Here is a 16848-nt window from a genome sequence, read left to right on the forward strand (position 1 = left end):
CGACTTATCCCCATCATTCCGTCGCGCGCGGCTTGGGGCCGGGCGCAGCCGGGGGTACAAGGCCGGGCATGGCCACTCTCGCATTCCCCACGCCTGCCGCGCCCGAGCCGCAGCAACTGCCCCGCAACGTCGAGGCGGAGGCCGCCATGCTGGGGGCGATGATGATCGACAACCGGCTGGCGGACGATGTGGTCGACCGGCTCGACCCGGCCCATTTCTTCGAGCCCGTGCACGGCCGGATCTTCGCTGCGATCAAGACGCTGCGCGGCAACGACATGCTGGCGACGCCGGTGACGCTGCGCCCGATGTTCGAGGCGGACGAGGGCATGCGCGAGCTGGGCGGCCCCGCCTATCTCGCCGGGCTGACGGGCAGCGGCGCGGGGTTGATCGGCGCGCGCCAGTTCGCGCAGCAGATCTACGATCTCGCCATGCTGCGCAGCCTGGTGAGCGTGGGCCGCACCTTGGTCGAGCGTGCGATGGACACCTCCGAAGAGGTGAACCCGCGCGCGCAGATCGAACAGGCCGAGGAGGAGCTGTTCAAGGTTTCCGCCGACGGCGGCAGCGAGAACACCGTCAAGACCTTCGCGCAGGCGACCACCGCCGCGGTGAAGATGGCGGAGCGTGCGCTCAATTCGGGCGGCAACCTGTCGGGCGTGACGACCGGCATCGACTCGATCAACGCCAAGATCGGCGGCATGCACCATAGCGATCTCATGATCCTCGCCGGCCGCCCCGGCATGGGCAAGACATCGCTCGCCACCAACATCGCGTTCAACGCAGCGCGACGCTGGATGCGCGACATGGCCGACGGGATCGCGCCCGCCGACTCGGTGGGTGCCAAGGTGGCGTTCTTCAGCCTCGAAATGTCCGCCGATCAGCTCGCGACGCGTATCCTCGCCGAACAGTCGCGGATCAGCTCGGAAAATCTGCGCATGGGCAAGATCAGCCGCCAGGAATTCGGCCAGCTCGCCGCCGCCGCCGCCGAACTCGAAAGCCTGCCGCTGTTCATCGACGATACCGGCGGGCTCAGCATCGGCGCGCTCCACACCCGCGTGCGGCGGCTGCAGCGGCGGCACAACAACGAGATCGGGCTGGTGGTGGTCGATTACCTCCAGCTTCTGACCGGTTCGGGCAAGAGCAAGGACGGCAACCGCGTGCAGGAAATCTCCGAGATCAGCCGTGGGCTCAAGACCATGGCCAAGGATCTGAACGTGCCCGTGCTGGCGCTCTCGCAGCTCAGTCGCGCGGTGGAAAGCCGCGAGGACAAGACGCCGATGCTGTCGGATCTGCGCGAATCGGGCTCGATCGAGCAGGACGCGGACATGGTGTGGTTCGTCTATCGCGAGGATTATTACGTCGCGTCGAAGGAGCCGAAGCGCCCCGTCGAGGGCGACAGCGCCAAGACCTTCGAGGATCATGCCGCCTGGGCGACCGAGATGGAGCGGGTCTATGGTCTCGCCGAGCTGATCGTGGCGAAGCAGCGCCATGGGGCGACGGGCAAGGTGCGGATGAAGTTCGATCCGACGATCACCAAATTCTCGGATCTGGCGGAATATTGACCCAAGTCCCTCTGTCGGTGGAAGAGGGAGAGCCCTAGGATGGGGTGACTGTTGGCTCGATCCAGCCTCTCAGTCCGTTCGTGCTGAGCTTGTCGAAGCACCTGTTCCGCCGTCGAGCGTGTGCGTGTGGCACAGGCCCTTCGACGAGCTCAGGGCGAACGGATCAAAGTAACGTCATCAAACTCTAGAACACCGGTTCCTCGCCCGGCGCTTCGGGGACGTGGATGCCGCATTCCACCTTGTCCCATCCTCGCCAGCGGCCCGCGCGCGGATCTTCGCCGGGCTTGACCTTGCTGGTGCAGGGCGCGCAGCCGATCGACAAATAGCCTTGCGCCTCCAGCGGATGGCGGGGCAGCGCGTGCTTGTCGAAATAGGCCTCGAGCCGCGCCTTGTCCCAATCGGCCAGCGGGTTGAGCTTAAGCCGACCCTCGTCCGCCTCGAAGCGCGGGATGGCGGCGCGGGTCTTGGCCTGGAAACCCTTGCGGCCCGAGATCCATGCGTCGAACGGCGCGAGCGCACGGCGCAGCGGCTCCACCTTGCGCAGGTCGCAGCAGCCGTCGGGATCGTAGGACCAGCGCAGCCCCGTCGCATCGCGCGCGGCGAGCAGCCGGGGATCGGGGCGGAACACGCGCAGATCGGTGAAGCCCAGCCGCTCGGCGAACTCGTCGCGGTACGCCAGCGTCTCGCCGAACATCTTCTGCGTGTTGGTGAAGATCACCGGCACGTCGCGATCGACCGCGGCAATCATGTGGAGCAGCACCGCCGATTCGGCGCCGAACGACGACACCGCAGCGATCCGCCCCTTCAGCTCGCCTGCGAGCAGCTCGGCGAGCAGATCCTGCGTCGCGACGCCGGTGAAGCGCGACTGCATCGCCGCCGCGTCGTCGGGCGTGAAGGCGGGGGACACGTCGATCGTGTCGAGCCGGCGCGCGGCATTAGCCATGACGCAATTTCCAGATCGGCACCGCGCCGTCCGCCGCCTTTTGATAATGCTGGTCGTAGCGCGTCAGCGCCCGATCCAGCGCGGCGGGATCGATCGGGGCTTCGGGCGCGAAGCTGTCGAAGCCGCAGCGCCGCATGAGCGGCATCTGGTCGACCAGTACGTCGCCCGCCGCGCGCAGCTCGCCGGCATAGCCCGCCTCGCGCAGGATCCGGCCCGCGCTGTAACCGCGCCCGTCGCGAAAGCTCGGGAAGCTCACCTCAACGAGCGCGAGCCGCTCGAGATAGGGCAGTAGCGCGCGCGCATCGTCGCCCGCCTCCAGCCGCACCGCCGTCGCGTTGGTCTGGCCGGCGAGGAACGCGTCGAGCGTGACCGCGGGTTCGTCGTGCGCGGCGTCGTCGCGGAAGCGGAGCAGATTGTCGGTATCGCCGGCGAGATCAGCCATAGATCGCCTCCTTGAAGCCTTCCATGCCGAGCCGGCGATAGGTGTCGAGAAACCGCTCGCCCTCGTGGCGCACGTCGAGATAGCGGTCGGTCACGCGCTCGATCGCATCGACAACGCCGTCTTCGGAAAAGCCCGGCCCGGCGATCTTGCCGAGGCTCACATCCTCCGCGCCCGAACCGCCGAGCAGGAGCTGGAAATTCTCCGTGCCCTTCTTGTCGACGCCCAGAATGCCGATGTGGCCGGCATGGTGATGGCCACATGCGTTGATGCAGCCGCTGATCTTCAGCTTCAGTTCGCCGAGATCGCGCTGTCGCGCCGGATCGGCGAAGCGCGCGCCGATCTTCTGCGCCAGCGGGATCGAGCGGGCGTTCGCGAGGCTGCAATAATCGAGGCCGGGGCAGGCGATGATATCGGTGATGAGGTCGAGATTGGCCTCCGCCAGCCCGGCATCGACCAGCGCCTGCCACAAGGCCGGCAGATCGGCGCGGCGGACATGCGGCAGGACGATGTTCTGCGCATGCGTGACCCGCAGTTCGTCGAAGCTGTAGCGTTCCGCCAGATTCGCCATCACGTCGATCTGTTCGGCGGAGGCGTCGCCCGGAATGCCGCCCGCGGGCTTCAGGCTGATCGTGACCACCGCATAGCCCGGCTGCTTGTGATCGCGGACATTCTGTCCGACCCAGTGATCGAACGCCGGTGACGCGTTCGTGTCGTCATGCGCGGGAAGACCGTCGGTTTCGAACGCTGGCGCGGCGAACATCGCGGTGATCCGCGCCAGTTCGGCGGCGGGCGGATCGAGCGCCAGCGCCTTCACCGCGGCGAACTCCTCCTCCACCTGGCGTGCATAGTCGGTCGCGCCGATCTCGTGGATCAGGATCTTGATCCGCGCCTTGTAGATATTGTCGCGCCGACCATAGCGATTGTAGACGCGCAGGCACGCCTCGAGATAGCTCATCAGGTCGTCGGCGGTGACGAAGTCCTTGATTTCGGTGGAGATCATCGGGGTGCGGCCCATGCCGCCGCCGACGAAGATCGTCGCGCCCAGCACGCCGTCGCGCTTGGTCAGGCGAATGCCGATGTCGTGCAGCCGCATCGCCGCGCGATCCTCGTCCGCGGCGATCACCGCGATCTTGAACTTGCGCGGCAGATAGGTGAATTCGGGGTGGAAGGTGCTCCACTGGCGGATCAGCTCGGCCCAGGGGCGCGGGTCGGTCACCTCGTCCGCGGCGGCGCCGGCGAACTGGTCCGACGAAATGTTGCGGATGCAATTGCCGCTCGTCTGGATCGCATGCATCTCGGTCGTCGCCAGCTCGGCGAGGATGTCGGGCGTGTCGGCCAGCTTGATCCAGTTGAACTGGATGTTCTGCCGCGTGGTGAAATGCGCATAGCCGCGATCATAGGTGCGCGCGATATGCGCGAGCATCCGCATCTGTCGCGCGTCGAGCGTGCCGTACGGAATCGCTACGCGCAGCATGTAGGCGTGGAGCTGCAGATAGAGCCCGTTCATCAGCCGCAGCGGCTTGAACTGGTCTTCGGTCAACTGCCCTGCGAGTCGGCGCTCGACCTGATCGCGGAACTCCGCGACGCGGGTGTCGACCATGGCCTGGTCGTAATGATCGTATTTATACATGAGCGTGCCCGGTGTTGTTCGCGCGAGGACGCGAAGGCGCGAGGAAGGAAGCGTGAACGATCGTCATATCACCCAGCTTCCCGCATCGGGATCGGCGGGTTTCAGCGTGAGATCGGGGCGCACCGTGGGGCCGAGCGCGCGGATACGGTCCTTGATGTGCGCGGGGCGGGGGCCGTCCGGGGTCATCGTGGCGTCGATCACATAGGCGACGGTCACGCGGCGTGCGCCTTCCTCGGCGCGTGCGATCGGTTCGCCTTCGGTGCCGACGTCGCCCGCCTCCTCGATATGGCGCGACCAGCCGCTGCCCGTCCACCAGATCACGTCACCCGTGGGCAGATCGTTGCCCGTCAGCAATTTCATGCCGCCGCCTCCGCCATCCGCGCCCAGCGCGCGAGCTTGTCCTCGGCGTCCGACAATTCGACCACCTCGCCGACGACGATGATCGCCGGGCTCTGCACGCCCTCGCGCGCCACCATCGGGCCAAGATCGGCGAGCAAGGTGCGCATCGCCCGCGCGCCCGCCAACGTGCCGCGTTCGAGCACCGCGACCGGCATGTCGGGCGCAACGCCGTCCGCCATCAGCTTGTCGGCAATGTCGGTCGCGGTCGCGACGCCCATATAGATCACCAGCGTGCGCCCCTGGCCGGCGAGCCCCGCCCAATCCTGTTCGGACAGGCCCTTGCATTGGCCCGCGACGAACGACACCGCCGAACTGTGGTCGCGGTGGGTGAGCGGCAGCATCGCTTCCGCCGCACAGCCGAGCGCGGCCGACACGCCGGGGATCACCGCCACGGGCAGGCCGGCGGCGCGTACCGCCTCCACCTCTTCGCCGCCGCGGCCGAACACGAAGGGATCGCCGCCCTTCAGCCGCACGACGACGCTGCCCGCCTTCACATGCGCGACGATCAGCGCGTTGATCGCCTCCTGCGGCAGCGTATGGCGCGCGCGCTGCTTGGCGACCGAGATGCGCTGCGCGGTGGCGGGCGCGAGATCCAGCACGCGCGGGTCGATCAGTCCGTCATGCACGACGACGTCGGCGATGCGCAGCGCCTCGACGGCGCGGACGGTGAGCAGGCCGGGATCGCCCGGCCCTGCGCCCACGAGGATGACGCGCCCGCGGGCGGTGGGATCGAGCAGCGTGGCCATGAGGCGCGATGTGGTGCCTGGCGGCGTTGCGGGCAAAGCAGCGATGCTTGGGTTGCTGTTAGACGGGCTATCCGCGTGCGCGCTCACGGTTTCATGCGTCGCGCAGGCCGATGCCGATCGCTGCGCGCGCCGCATCGGCTTCGTTCGACACCACCGGATAGGCGCAATAATCCGCCGCATAATAGGCGCTGGGCCGATGGTTTCCGGACAGGCCGATGCCGCCGAACGGCGCGCCGCTGGAGGCGCCGTTGGTCGGCCGGTTCCAGTTGACGATGCCGGCGCGCGCATTGGCCCAGAACCGGTCGTACAGCGCGGGCGTCTGGCTGATGAGGCTGGCCGACATGCCGTAGCGCGTCGCGTTGGCCTCGCGGATGGCGCCATCGAAATCGTCGGCGCGGATCACCTGGAGGATGGGGCCGAACAGTTCGATGTCGGGGCGTTCGGCCATGCCGGTCACGTCGATCAGCGCCGGGATGAGGAACGGGCGATCGGGCACCGGCCGTTCGAGATGGCGGATCGGGCGACCGCCGCGCATCATGAGCGTGAGGAAGCTTTCGGTCAGCTGGTCGGCGGCTTCGTTGTCGATCACCGGGCCCATGAACGGCGCGGGATCGGCATGGGGTTCGTCCACGACGATACGGCCGATCAGCGTGTTGATGATGGCGAGCAGCGGATCGTAGAGCTTGGTATCGACGATCAGGCGCCGCGCCGCGGTGCAGCGCTGGCCGGCGGTGGCGAAGGCCGATTGCACGACGAGGATCGCCGCGGTGTGCAGATCGGGGGTGTCCCACACCACGATCGGGTTGTTGCCGCCCATTTCGAGCGCGAGCAGCTTGTCGGGCCGATCGGCGAAGGCGCGGTTGAGCGCGATTCCCGTGCGCGCGGAGCCGGTGAACAACAGCCCGTCGATACCCGGATGCGCGGCGAGCGCGCGGCCCTCCGCAGGGCCGCCGATCAGCAGGCGGATGCAGCCTTCGGGCACGCCCGCCGCGCGGTAGCAATCGACCAGGAACGCGCCGCAGGCGGGCGTCTTCTCGGACGGCTTGAACACCACCGCGTTCCCGGCGAGCAGCGCGGGCACGATATGGCCGTTGGGCAGGTGTGCGGGAAAGTTGAACGGCCCCAGCACCGCGAGGACGCCGTGCGGCTTGTGACGCAGCGCCATCCGGCTGCCCATCGGCGAATCGAGCCGGCGCTGCGCGGTGCGATCGGCATAGGCGGTGACGGAGATGTCGACCTTGGCGATCACCGAGTCGACCTCGCCGCGCGCCTCCCACAAGGGCTTGCCGGTCTCGCGGGCGATCAGGTCGGCAAAGGCGTCGGCGCGCTGGCGCACGACGTTGGCGAAGCGGCGCAGCGTTTCGATCCGCACCGCCAGCGGCTGTGCGGCCCAGGCCGCCCAGGCGCCGCGCGCCACCGCCACCTCGGCCGCGGCGTCGCCGATCGCGCCCCGCCATAGCATCGTGCCGGTCGCAGGTTCGTGGGAAACGAGTTCTGTATCCGCCATCCTCATGCCTCTGCCCGATCCGGCCGGGCTTTACCACTCATGCGAGCGCGGCGCCCATGGCGCAGATTGCCGCCACCTTCGCGTGGAACGGCGCCCAATCGTCGCCGGTGGCGATCGCGTCCCAGATCGCCTCGACCTCGTCGATCGGCATCGCGCAGGGCGCGCCCCGCCAATAGGGATCGGCGCGGTCCTTGCGCGGGCGATAGGCCGCGAGCTGGCCGCGCACCGGCGCCCATGGCCCGCCATAGCCGTCCGGCAGCGTGCCGCCGAACGCATCGAAGAAGAACTGGTCGATTCCTGCCCCGGTTTCGCGGAGCGCGCGCTCGACCGCCTGCACCAGCGCACGATCCGATTCGGCGTCATGCGGCGCGAGGCCCAGCCGCCAGAGGATCGCCGCCGTCACCTCCGCCTGATACTGCGCGGCGAAGCCGTCGAGCGCGGCGATGAGTGGATCGCTGTCCGCCAGGGGGCGCAGTGCGACGGCCAACTGCATCGCGTCCCAATGAATCGCTTCGGGCTGGCGGCCGAAGGCATAAAGGCCCTGGTGATCGAAATAGGCGGCGGTGAAGCCGGGATCCCAGGTCTGCGCGAACCGCCACGGGCCGTAATCGAAGCTCTCGCCCGTCACGTTGATATTGTCGGTGTTCAGCACGCCGTGCACGAACCCAGCGGCCATGTAGCGCGCGGCGAGGCGGGCAGTGCGTGCCACGACCAGCGTCAGCAGCCGGACCGGATCGTCGCCGTCCTCGTCATAGAGTTCGCGCAGCACATAGGCGGTGAGCGCGCGCAGGCCCGCCGTGTCGCGCGCGTAGGCGAGGCGCTGGAAGGTGCCGATGCGGATATGGCCGTGGCTCAGCCGCACCAGCACCGCCGAGCGGGTGGGCGAGGGCTCGTCGCCGCGGTCCAGCGCCTCGCCGGTCTCGATCAGCGACAGGCTTCGCGAGGTGGGCACGCCCAGCGCCTCGAGCATCTCGCTCGCCAGCACCTCGCGCACGCCGCCCTTCAGCGTGAGCCGCCCGTCACCGGAGCGGCTCCACGGCGTCTGCCCCGAACCCTTGGTGCCGAGATCCATCAGTCGGCCGCGATCGTCATGCATTTGCGCGAAGGTGAAGCCGCGGCCGTCGCCCAGATCGGGGTTGTAGTGGCGGAACTGGTGGCCGTGATAGCGTAGCGCCAGCGGCTGCGCGAGCGTGCCGGGCAGGGGTTGGAACCGGCCGAAATGCGCGCACCATTCGTCTTCGCTCAGCGTCTGCAGCCCGATCTCGGCGGCGGCCCGATCGTTGCGGAAGCGCAGCCGCGTTTCGGGGAAATCCGCTGCGGTCACGGGATCGTAGAAATCCGCCCCTAGGGTCTCGAGTCGGGCGGCGGGGCGATAGGCTTGCGGGTTCGTAGGCATGAAGCGATATGGAGGCGCCCTCTGCAAGGACGCAACCATGGCCGCCTATGAGAATCGCTATTGGTGGTCCGTCGACGGTTTGCGGCTCCACGCGCGCGACTATCCGGGCGGCCGCGAAGGCCAGCCGCCGATCCTGTGCATGCCGGGCCTGACGCGCAACGCGCGCGACTTCGATGCGCTGGCGGCGCGGCTCGCGGGGGCGTGGCGGGTGATCGCGGTCGATTTCCGCGGGCGCGCCGAAAGCGCCTATGCCAAGGACCCGATGACCTATGTTCCGCTCAGCTACGTGCAGGACATGGAGGCGCTGCTCGCGACGCTGTCGATCGACCGCTATGTCGCGTTCGGCACGTCGCTCGGCGGGATCGTCGCGATGCTGCTGGCGGGGGCGGGGCGCGCCAGCGTCGCGGGCGCGCTGCTGAACGATATTGGGCCGGACATCGAGCCCCGCGGACTCGCCCGGATCCGCGGCTATGTCGGCAAGGGCAGCGTCTTTCCGACCTGGATGCACGCCGCGCGCAGCATCGCCGACACCAATGCCGACATCTATCCGGATTGGGAGATCGAGGATTGGCTGGCGATGGCCAAGCGGCTCTATCGGCTGAACAGCGCGGGACGGATCGTGCTCGATTACGACCTGAAGATCGCCGAGCCGTTCCGCGTGCCGGGTGCCGAGACGGGGCCGGACATGTGGGCCGCGCTCTCCAGCCTGCGCGACGTGCCGACCCTGGTGGTGCGCGGCGGGCGGTCCGACCTGTTGTCGGCGGCCACCGCCGAGCGGATGGGGGCGGCGCTCGACCGCGCGGAATTGGCGACCGTGCCGGGCGTGGGCCATGCGCCGACGCTCGTCGAAGTGGCGCTGCACGATCCGATCGATCGCCTGCTCGCGCGGGTGATGCAGGAACCCGTGCCGGCCTGACGCGTCTGCTGGCATTCAATACGGGAGACCGATCGTGCTCGACCATCTGGTGTTCACCCCCGACGACGTCGATCTGTCGCGCTCGCCGCTGGCGGGGCGGATCGATGCCGAGACCTATACGCTGGGCGCGTTCAATCCGGGGCTGACCCGGCTGCCGAGCGGCAATCTGCTGATGATGGTGCGCGTGGCCGAGGCGCTGAAGACGCCGATCCGCGACGGCCATGTCCATGCGATCCGCTGGGTCGATGGCGGCTATGTGCTCGATCCCTGGCCGCTCGGGATGGTCGACACCAACGATCCGCGCAAGTTCGAGATGACGAGCAGCGGCTGGCGCGTGCTGGGGCTGACGAGCATGTCGTGGCTGCTTCCCGTCGAACTCGATCCCGAGGGGCGCCGCGTCGAGGCGGTGCATTATGACCGCGCGATCGCGCCGCGCGCCTCCTACCAATGCTATGGCGTGGAGGATGCGCGGATCAGCCGGGTGGACGGCCGCTATCTGATGACCACCTGTTCGGTCAGCCCCGAGCGCCATTGCACCACGCTCGATACGTCGGCGGACGGGCTCGACTGGCATCTGGACGGCATCGTGCTCGATCACCAGAACAAGGACATGCTGATCTTCGAAGGGAAGATCGACGGCCGCTACTGGGCGCAGACGCGGCCGCTGGGCGAGGTGTGGTTCGCCTATCCGCCGGGCAGCGAATGGCGCGCGGGGCCCTCGATCAACCTGGCGACCTCGCCCGATGCGCTCCACTGGAAGCCGAACGAGGCGCCCGGCATCCGCCCGCACGCCGCCACCGTGGCCACCGCGCGGATGGGGGGCGGGGCGCCGCCGATCCTGACGGATGCGGGATGGCTGACATTGTGGCACGGCGTCGAACCCTCCGGCCTCGTCGGCATCTATCGCACCTATTGGACGCTGCTCGACCGCGACGATCCGAGCAAGGTGATCCGCACCGACCACGCCCCGCTGATCGAACCCGCCCCCGCGCTGACCGAGGCGCTGAAGCACCAGATGTATGTGGAGAACGTCGTCTTCACGACGGGCATCGCGGACGGTGGCGACCATTATGTGGTCGCGAGCGGCGAGGCGGATCTCGCCTGCCGGATCACGCATGTGCCCAAGAGCGCCTTCGCCTGACCGTTCCCGGTTTTCGCGCGGGAGCGCCGGCTTGAAACGAGGCCTGCGAAACGGCATGCCGCTGCCATGCCGGTGAACATCCTCCATCTCCATTCCTCCTTCGATCTGGGCGGCAAGGAGGCGCGGGCGGTGCGGCTGATGAACGCGTTCGGCAGCGCCGCACGGCACACCGTCGTCTCGGGCATGCCCGAACAGACCGGCGCACGCGACGCGATCGCTACGGGCATCGATTACGAGATCGCGCAAGACGCGCCGTCGCTCACCGGGCGGCCGTCGGTCGCGCGCTACGAGGCACTCGCGCGCTATATGCGGCGGTTCGATCTGGTGCTCACCTACAATTGGGGCGCGATCGACGGGGTGATGGCGCGCCGCGTGTTCGGCAAGGGCGCGCCGCCGCTGGTGCATCACGAGGACGGGTTCAACGCCGACGAAGCGGGTGGGCCGAAGCGCGAACGCAACGTCTATCGCCGGATCGCACTGGGCGCCGCGGCGGCGCTGGTCGTGCCCTCGGAGACGCTGGAGCGGATCGCGCTGGAGTCGTGGAAACAGCCGGCGGCGAAAATCCACCGCATCGCCAACGGCATCGACGTCGCGGCCTATGCGCGCAAGCCCCGGCGCGGCGCGATCCCCGGCTTCGTCCCCGATCCCAAGACGGTGACGATCGGCGCGCTGGCCGGCTTGCGCGCGGTGAAGGATCTGGCGGCGCTCGTCCGCGCGGTGGGCGGCCTGTCGGGCAAGGTGCGACTGGTGATCGTAGGCGAGGGGCCCGAACGCGCGCGGATCGCGCAGGCCGCCGCCGCGATGGGGATCGCCGACCGGCTGACGATGCCGGGCTTCCTGCCCGATCCGCACGCCTATGTCGGGCTGTTCGACATCCTCGCGCTATCGTCGCGCAGCGAACAGATGCCGATCTCGGTGATCGAGGGCATGGCCGCCGGCCTGCCGGTCGCGAGCTATGCGGTGGGGGACGTGGCGGCCATGGTGTCGGTCGAGAACGCGCCGTTCATCGCGCGCGAACAAGACGAGGTGGGCCTGCGCGACGTGCTCCAGCCGCTCGTCGGCGATGCGGCGTTGCGCGCCCGGATCGGCGCGGCGAACCGCGCGAAGGCCGCCGCCGCGTTCGACGAGGCGCGGATGATCGCCACCTATCGCGCGCTGTACGAAGAGGCGCTGGGACGGGCGGGGGCGCTCGGCTGAATCGCAATTCGCTCGCGTTGGTGCGTCCGCGCGCTATATCGGCCGTATATGTCTTCGGAGGTACGCGTGTTCAAAGGCCTGAAGCCCATCGTCTATAACGGCCGCGAAGTCTGGCCGCTGGTGGAAGGTGGCAAGGGGGTCGCCGCGACCAATCATGCGTCCGCGGGCGCGTGGGCGGCGGCGGGCGGGATCGGCACGGTCTCCGCGGTCAATGCCGACAGCTACGATCCCGAGGGCAAGATCATCCCCCAGATCTACCGCGCGCTGACGCGGCGCGACCGGCACGAGGAGCTGATCCAGTACGCGATCGACGGCGCGGTGGAGCAGGTGCGCCGGGCGTTCGATATCGCCGGTGGCAAGGGCGCGATCAACATCAACGTGCTGTGGGAAATGGGCGGCGCGCAGCGCGTGCTGCAGGGCGTGCTGGAGCGGACCAAGGGTCTGGTGGCGGGCGTCACCTGCGGCGCGGGCATGCCCTACAAGCTGTCCGAGATCGCTGCGTCGCACCATGTGAGTTATCTGCCGATCGTCAGTTCGGGCCGCGCTTTTCGCGCGCTGTGGAAGCGCGCCTATTCGAAGGCGGCGGAGTGGCTGGCGGCGGTGGTTTATGAGGATCCTTGGCTGGCAGGCGGGCATAACGGCCTGTCCAATGCCGAAGACCCGCTAAAGCCGCAGGATCCCTATCCGCGCGTGAAGGACCTGCGCGATACGATGCGCGAGGGCGGAATTTCCGACGACGTGCCGATCGTGATGGCGGGCGGCGTCTGGTATCTGCGCGACTGGAACGACTGGATCGACAACCCCGAGCTGGGCGCGATCGCCTTCCAATATGGCACGCGCCCGCTGCTCACGAAGGAAAGCCCGATCCCGGAGGGTTGGAAGAGCAAGTTGATGGAGATCGAGGAGGGCGATGTGCTGCTCCACCGCTTCTCGCCGACCGGCTTCTATTCCTCCGCGGTGCGCAACCCGTTCCTGCGCGCGCTCGAGGCCCGGTCCGAGCGGCAGATCGCCTTCTCCACGCAGGAGGCGGGCGACCATGTGTTCCAGCTCGACGTGGGCGTGAAAGGCAAGAATTTTTGGGTGACCCGCAATGATCTGCTGCGTGCGCGCGGCTGGTTCGGCGAGGGCCATACCGATGCGCTGAAGACGCCGGACAACACGCTCGTCTTCGTGAGCCCTACCGAAAAGGGCGAGATTCGCAAGGATCAGGCCGATTGCATGGGCTGCCTCAGCCAGTGCAGCTTTTCGAGCTGGGCGGATACCGAGACCAACTCGACCGGGCGCCTGGCCGATCCGCGCAGCTTCTGCATCCAGAAGACGCTGCAGGACATCGCGCATGGCGGCGATACCGATCGTAACCTGATGTTCGCCGGCCATGCCGCCTATAATTTCAAGCGCGATCCCTTCTATTCCAACGGCTTCGTGCCGAGCGTGAAGCAATTGGTCGATCGCATCCTGACGGGGGATTGAGCGGCAGCTGCACGTTCGATTCGTCCCCATTATCTTCAAGGATGTGGACGGAAGGGAGTGAGCCATGCCTCGACGATGACGTTGAACGTGCGCATCTCGGGTGCGCTGGGCGATCAGGTCGCGGCTAATGTGGGTGAGGATGGGCCGTACGAGAATGTCAGCGAATATGTCCGCGACCTGATTCGCCGCGATCGCCAACGCGTCGATGAAGAGCGGTTCCAGATCCTCAAGGCCGAACCGAAACGCGCCTTTACGGCACCCATAGTGAGTTTCGCAAATCCACGCCGGAGCATGTCTTTGCCCCGATAGCGGCCCGCGACGCCCGATGAGACGATACCGGCTGCTTGGTTCGGCCGAGGAACAGATCGACGACATCTTGCTCTATTCGCGCGCGCGATGGGGCGAACACCGGGCACGGGCCTATATCGAAGCGCTCTATGTCGAGTTCGACGCCATCGCCGCACGCCGAAGGCCTCGGCGCCAATTGCCCGCCGCTTTCGAGATCGACGGATATTTCAGACCCGATGAGCGGCGCTTCATCTATTGGCATGTGTTGGACGACACCATGATCGGTGTCGGGGCGTTTCTTCACGAACGCATGCAGCAGGGCGATCGGCTTCGCGAAGTCCTCGGCTGACCCGTCAGGCCCAACCCTCCAGCACCTGATCCGGCGGGCGGTGGCCATCGGCCCAGATGCGGATGTTCTGGATGACCTTGTCGCCGCTCGCCAGCCGACCCTCATAGGTGGCCGATCCCATATGCGGAGTCATCACCACGTTCGACAGCGCGAGCAGGCGCGGATCGATGCGGGGTTCGTGCGCCCATACGTCCAGTCCCGCGCCCGCGAGCGCGCCGCGTTCCAGTGCGTCGACCAGCGCGCCCTCGTCGACGATGCCGCCGCGCGAGGTGTTGATGACGAAGACATGGGGGCGCATCAGCGCGATCCGGCGACGGTCGATCAGGCCTTCGCTATCCGGATTGCGTGGGGTGTGGATCGTCAGGATGTCGATCGCGCCCAGCATGTCGTCGAGCGACGCATGCCAGATCGCGCCCAGTTGCGCCTCCAGCACGGCGGGCAGTCGACGGCGGTTGTGGTAATGGATCGACAGGCCGAACGCGCGCGCGCGCTGCGCCACCGCCTGGCCGATCCGCCCCATGCCGACGATGCCGAGCGCCTTGCCGCCGATCCGGTGGCCGAGCATCCCGCCGGGCGACCAGCCCGTCCACGCGCCCGATCGCACCAGCTTCTCGCCCTCGGCCAGGCGGCGCGGCACCGAGACGATCAGCGCCATCGTCAGGTCGGCGGTGTCCTCGGTCAGCACGCCGGGCGTATTGGTGACGATGATCCCGCGCGCGCGCGCGGCCTTCAGCGCGATGTGGTTCACGCCCGCGCCGTAATTGGCGATCAGCCGCAGCCGATCGCCCGCGCCCGCGATCAACGCCGCGTCGATCTCGTCGGTGACGGTGGGCACGAGCACGTCGCAATCGGCCATCGCGGCGGCGAGCGCGGCGCGGTCCATCGGCACGTCGGTGCGGTTGTTGGTCGTGTCGAACAGCGCCTCCATCCGGTCCATCGCCGCATCGGCCAGCTCGCGCGTGACGATCACGCGGGGATGGGGCACCTTGGGGCGGGACGGACGCGCATCGGGCATGGATCACGGCTTGGCGGAGGCGCAAGGTCGCGTCAACAACGCTTGAAGCGGGATGGGCACGGACGCTAGAGACCGACGCATCAAAGGAAATCCGGTCATGACGATCCGCCTCACCGCCGCGCTGACGCTCGCCTCGCTGTCGCTGCTCGCCGGGGTGGCGGACGCGGCCGACACCAAGCGCACCATGCCCTATTACGGCTCGATCGGCGCGGCGCGCGCGCGGATGCGCACCGGCCCGGCGCGCTCCTATCCGGCCAGCTGGCTGTACCAGCGGCCCGATCTGCCGGTGCGCGTGGTGGCGGCGTTCAAGGAATGGCGCAAGGTGGAGGATCCGGACGGCACGCAGGGCTGGATGCAGGCCAATCTGCTGCGCGACACGCGCACCGCCATCGTGCGCGGCACGCAGCCGATCCCGCTGCGCGAACGGCCCGCGGCGGGGGCGCGGCTCACCTGGCGCGCGGCGCCGGGCGTGGTCGGGCGGCTGAGCCAGTGCGGCAATGGCTGGTGTCGCTTCGACGTGCGCGGGCAGGCCGGCTATGCCGAGATTTCCGGGATCTGGGGCGTGGAGCCGACCGAAACGCTGCCCTGAACCGCCGGGGGAGTGCATCCCCCGGCATGGTTCGCTCAATGCATCAGTTCGACCGCCATGGCGGTCGCTTCGCCACCGCCGATGCACAGCGAGGCGAGGCCGCGGGTCTGCCCCGTCGTCTCCAGCGCGGAGAGCAGGGTGGCGAGGATCCGCGCGCCGCTGGCGCCGATCGGGTGGCCGAGCGCGCAGGCGCCGCCATGGATGTTCACCTTATCGTGCGGCAGGCTGAGGTCGCGCATCGCGATCATCGCCACCGCGGCGAACGCCTCGTTCACCTCGAACAGGTCGATATCCGCCGCGGACCAGCCGGCGCGTTCCATCGCCTTGCGCATCGCGAAGACGGGCGCGGTGGTGAACAGCGCCGGGCTGTGCGCGTGGGCGGCATGCGCCACGACTCGCGCGATCGGCGTGATGCCGAGCTTTTCCGCGACGCTCGCACGCGTCATCACCAGCGCGGCGGCGCCGTCCGAGATCGACGAGGCGTTGGCTGCGGTGATCGTACCGTCCTTCGAAAAGGCGGGCTTGAGCGTCGGGATCTTGGCGACGTCGCCCTTGGCGGGCTGTTCGTCGAGCGTCACCGTGTCGATGCCCTTGCGGCCCTTCACCTCGACGGGGACGATCTCGCGATCGAAGGCGCCGCTCTTTTGCGCACGCTGGGCGCGGTGCAGCGACTCGATCGCATAATCGTCCATCATCGCGCGGGTGAACTGATAGTCGGACGCGGTGTCCTCGGCGAAATTGCCCATCAGCTTGCCGGGTTCGTACGCGTCTTCGAGGCCGTCGAGATACATATGGTCGTACATCGTGTCATGGCCGATCCGTGCGCCGGCGCGGTGCTTCTTCGACAGATAGGGCGCGTTGGTCATGCTCTCCATGCCGCCCGCCACCAGCAGATCGACCGAGCCGGCCGCCAGCGCATCGGCGGCGAGGATGGCGGCCTGCATGCCCGATCCGCACATCTTGTTGACGGTCGTGCCCTCGACATGATGGCCCAGGCCACCGAACACCGCCGCCTGTCGCGCGGGGGCCTGGCCCAGCCCGGCCGAGAGCACGTTGCCCATATAGATCCGCTCGATCGCATCGGCCGACACGCCCGAACGCTCCAGCGCGCCCTTCACCGCCGTCGCGCCCAGCTGAGTCGCGGCGGCACCGGCGAGGCTGCCTTGGAACGAGCCCATGGGCGTGCGGGCATAGGACAGGATGACGACGGGATCGGCGGCCATGGGAACTCTCCAGCTTTTATGTTGCAGTGCATCTAATG

17 protein-coding genes are annotated in these 16848 nt (G+C 68.2%); 8 read left to right on the plus strand and 9 right to left on the minus strand.

The window, feature by feature from the left end:
- Positions 1 to 68: 68 nt before the first annotated feature.
- The gene (locus tag OXQ95_RS14680) at positions 69 to 1559 is read left to right on the plus strand and encodes a replicative DNA helicase (RefSeq protein WP_242097597.1); all 1491 of its coding nucleotides are present in this window, start codon (positions 69 to 71) and stop codon (positions 1557 to 1559) included.
- Between the two features lie 184 nt (positions 1560 to 1743).
- Here the strand turns inward: OXQ95_RS14680 and OXQ95_RS14685 are convergent, their stop codons facing one another.
- The 7 genes from OXQ95_RS14685 to OXQ95_RS14715 form a co-directional block, all read right to left on the minus strand.
- Entirely contained in the window at positions 1744 to 2502 is a 759-nt protein-coding gene (locus tag OXQ95_RS14685; protein ID WP_267382132.1) for a phosphoadenylyl-sulfate reductase, read from the minus strand.
- Positions 2495 to 2944, minus strand: a complete 450-nt coding sequence (locus OXQ95_RS14690) for a DUF934 domain-containing protein (protein WP_267382133.1) — start codon at positions 2942 to 2944, stop codon at positions 2495 to 2497. The genes OXQ95_RS14685 and OXQ95_RS14690 overlap by 8 nt, the downstream gene beginning before the upstream one ends.
- On the minus strand, positions 2937 to 4574 hold the full coding sequence (locus tag OXQ95_RS14695; RefSeq protein WP_267382134.1) for a nitrite/sulfite reductase: 1638 nt from the start codon (positions 4572 to 4574) through the stop codon (positions 2937 to 2939). The genes OXQ95_RS14690 and OXQ95_RS14695 overlap by 8 nt, the downstream gene beginning before the upstream one ends.
- Positions 4575 to 4637: 63 nt before the next feature.
- The gene (locus tag OXQ95_RS14700) at positions 4638 to 4934 is read right to left on the minus strand and encodes a DUF2849 domain-containing protein (protein ID WP_242097594.1); all 297 of its coding nucleotides are present in this window, start codon (positions 4932 to 4934) and stop codon (positions 4638 to 4640) included.
- The gene (gene cobA / locus OXQ95_RS14705; RefSeq protein ID WP_267382135.1) at positions 4931 to 5719 is read right to left on the minus strand and encodes a uroporphyrinogen-III C-methyltransferase; all 789 of its coding nucleotides are present in this window, start codon (positions 5717 to 5719) and stop codon (positions 4931 to 4933) included. The genes OXQ95_RS14700 and cobA overlap by 4 nt, the downstream gene beginning before the upstream one ends.
- 91 nt (positions 5720 to 5810) lie before the next feature.
- Positions 5811 to 7226, minus strand: coding sequence for a succinylglutamate-semialdehyde dehydrogenase (astD, locus tag OXQ95_RS14710; RefSeq protein WP_242097592.1), 1416 nt, complete (start codon positions 7224 to 7226; stop codon positions 5811 to 5813).
- Positions 7227 to 7263: 37 nt separating this feature from the next.
- The gene (locus OXQ95_RS14715; protein WP_267382136.1) at positions 7264 to 8622 is read right to left on the minus strand and encodes a protein adenylyltransferase SelO; all 1359 of its coding nucleotides are present in this window, start codon (positions 8620 to 8622) and stop codon (positions 7264 to 7266) included.
- Positions 8623 to 8659: 37 nt separating this feature from the next.
- On the opposite strand from OXQ95_RS14715, the gene OXQ95_RS14720 reads away from it, so the two are divergent.
- From OXQ95_RS14720 to OXQ95_RS14745, 6 genes are all read left to right on the plus strand, one after another.
- Complete coding sequence (locus OXQ95_RS14720) at positions 8660 to 9538, plus strand: alpha/beta hydrolase (protein WP_267382137.1); 879 nt, start codon at positions 8660 to 8662, stop codon at positions 9536 to 9538.
- A gap of 34 nt (positions 9539 to 9572) precedes the next feature.
- On the plus strand, positions 9573 to 10679 hold the full coding sequence (locus OXQ95_RS14725) for a glycosidase (protein WP_242097589.1): 1107 nt from the start codon (positions 9573 to 9575) through the stop codon (positions 10677 to 10679).
- A gap of 66 nt (positions 10680 to 10745) precedes the next feature.
- A complete protein-coding gene (locus tag OXQ95_RS14730) occupies positions 10746 to 11876 on the plus strand; it encodes a glycosyltransferase family 4 protein (protein ID WP_267382138.1) in 1131 nt (376 codons plus the stop codon).
- 66 nt (positions 11877 to 11942) lie between these two features.
- Positions 11943 to 13346 (plus strand): nitronate monooxygenase, encoded by a 1404-nt coding sequence (locus tag OXQ95_RS14735; RefSeq protein ID WP_267382139.1) that lies wholly within the window; start codon positions 11943 to 11945, stop codon positions 13344 to 13346.
- A 75-nt stretch (positions 13347 to 13421) separates the two neighbouring features.
- Positions 13422 to 13655 carry an addiction module antitoxin gene (locus OXQ95_RS14740; RefSeq protein WP_267382170.1) on the plus strand — a complete coding sequence of 78 codons (234 nt, stop codon included), beginning with the start codon at positions 13422 to 13424 and terminating at the stop codon, positions 13653 to 13655.
- A 16-nt stretch (positions 13656 to 13671) separates the two neighbouring features.
- Positions 13672 to 13983, plus strand: coding sequence for a type II toxin-antitoxin system RelE/ParE family toxin (locus tag OXQ95_RS14745; RefSeq protein ID WP_267382140.1), 312 nt, complete (start codon positions 13672 to 13674; stop codon positions 13981 to 13983).
- Positions 13984 to 13987: 4 nt separating this feature from the next.
- Here OXQ95_RS14745 and OXQ95_RS14750 read toward each other — a convergent pair whose 3' ends face one another.
- Positions 13988 to 14998 (minus strand): D-glycerate dehydrogenase, encoded by a 1011-nt coding sequence (locus OXQ95_RS14750; RefSeq protein ID WP_242097585.1) that lies wholly within the window; start codon positions 14996 to 14998, stop codon positions 13988 to 13990.
- Between the two features lie 97 nt (positions 14999 to 15095).
- Here OXQ95_RS14750 and OXQ95_RS14755 point away from each other — a divergent pair, with 97 nt between their 5' ends.
- Positions 15096 to 15587: an SH3 domain-containing protein gene (locus OXQ95_RS14755; protein WP_242097584.1), complete on the plus strand. Its 492-nt coding sequence runs from the start codon at positions 15096 to 15098 to the stop codon at positions 15585 to 15587.
- A gap of 35 nt (positions 15588 to 15622) precedes the next feature.
- Here OXQ95_RS14755 and OXQ95_RS14760 read toward each other — a convergent pair whose 3' ends face one another.
- Complete coding sequence (locus OXQ95_RS14760; protein ID WP_267382142.1) at positions 15623 to 16810, minus strand: acetyl-CoA C-acyltransferase; 1188 nt, start codon at positions 16808 to 16810, stop codon at positions 15623 to 15625.
- Positions 16811 to 16848: the final 38 nt, after the last annotated feature.

Source organism: Sphingomonas sp. GC_Shp_6, assembly GCF_026540835.1.
Taxonomy (GTDB): Bacteria; Pseudomonadota; Alphaproteobacteria; order Sphingomonadales; family Sphingomonadaceae; genus Sphingomonas.

Bases quoted from the DNA above. Each gene is read 5' to 3' on its own strand.
- OXQ95_RS14680 (WP_242097597.1), top strand. From the start codon at position 69: ATGGCCACTCTCGCATTCCCCACGCCTGCCGCGCCCGAGCCGCAGCAA.
- OXQ95_RS14685 (WP_267382132.1), bottom strand. From the start codon at position 2,502: ATGGCTAATGCCGCGCGCCGGCTCGACACGATCGACGTGTCCCCCGCC.
- OXQ95_RS14690 (WP_267382133.1), bottom strand. From the start codon at position 2,944: ATGGCTGATCTCGCCGGCGATACCGACAATCTGCTCCGCTTCCGCGAC.
- OXQ95_RS14695 (WP_267382134.1), bottom strand. From the start codon at position 4,574: ATGTATAAATACGATCATTACGACCAGGCCATGGTCGACACCCGCGTC.
- OXQ95_RS14700 (WP_242097594.1), bottom strand. From the start codon at position 4,934: ATGAAATTGCTGACGGGCAACGATCTGCCCACGGGTGACGTGATCTGG.
- cobA (WP_267382135.1), bottom strand. From the start codon at position 5,719: ATGGCCACGCTGCTCGATCCCACCGCCCGCGGGCGCGTCATCCTCGTG.
- astD (WP_242097592.1), bottom strand. From the start codon at position 7,226: ATGGCGGATACAGAACTCGTTTCCCACGAACCTGCGACCGGCACGATG.
- OXQ95_RS14715 (WP_267382136.1), bottom strand. From the start codon at position 8,622: ATGCCTACGAACCCGCAAGCCTATCGCCCCGCCGCCCGACTCGAGACC.
- OXQ95_RS14720 (WP_267382137.1), top strand. From the start codon at position 8,660: ATGGCCGCCTATGAGAATCGCTATTGGTGGTCCGTCGACGGTTTGCGG.
- OXQ95_RS14730 (WP_267382138.1), top strand. From the start codon at position 10,746: ATGCCGGTGAACATCCTCCATCTCCATTCCTCCTTCGATCTGGGCGGC.
- OXQ95_RS14740 (WP_267382170.1), top strand. From the start codon at position 13,422: ATGACGTTGAACGTGCGCATCTCGGGTGCGCTGGGCGATCAGGTCGCG.
- OXQ95_RS14745 (WP_267382140.1), top strand. From the start codon at position 13,672: ATGAGACGATACCGGCTGCTTGGTTCGGCCGAGGAACAGATCGACGAC.
- OXQ95_RS14750 (WP_242097585.1), bottom strand. From the start codon at position 14,998: ATGCCCGATGCGCGTCCGTCCCGCCCCAAGGTGCCCCATCCCCGCGTG.
- OXQ95_RS14755 (WP_242097584.1), top strand. From the start codon at position 15,096: ATGACGATCCGCCTCACCGCCGCGCTGACGCTCGCCTCGCTGTCGCTG.
- OXQ95_RS14760 (WP_267382142.1), bottom strand. From the start codon at position 16,810: ATGGCCGCCGATCCCGTCGTCATCCTGTCCTATGCCCGCACGCCCATG.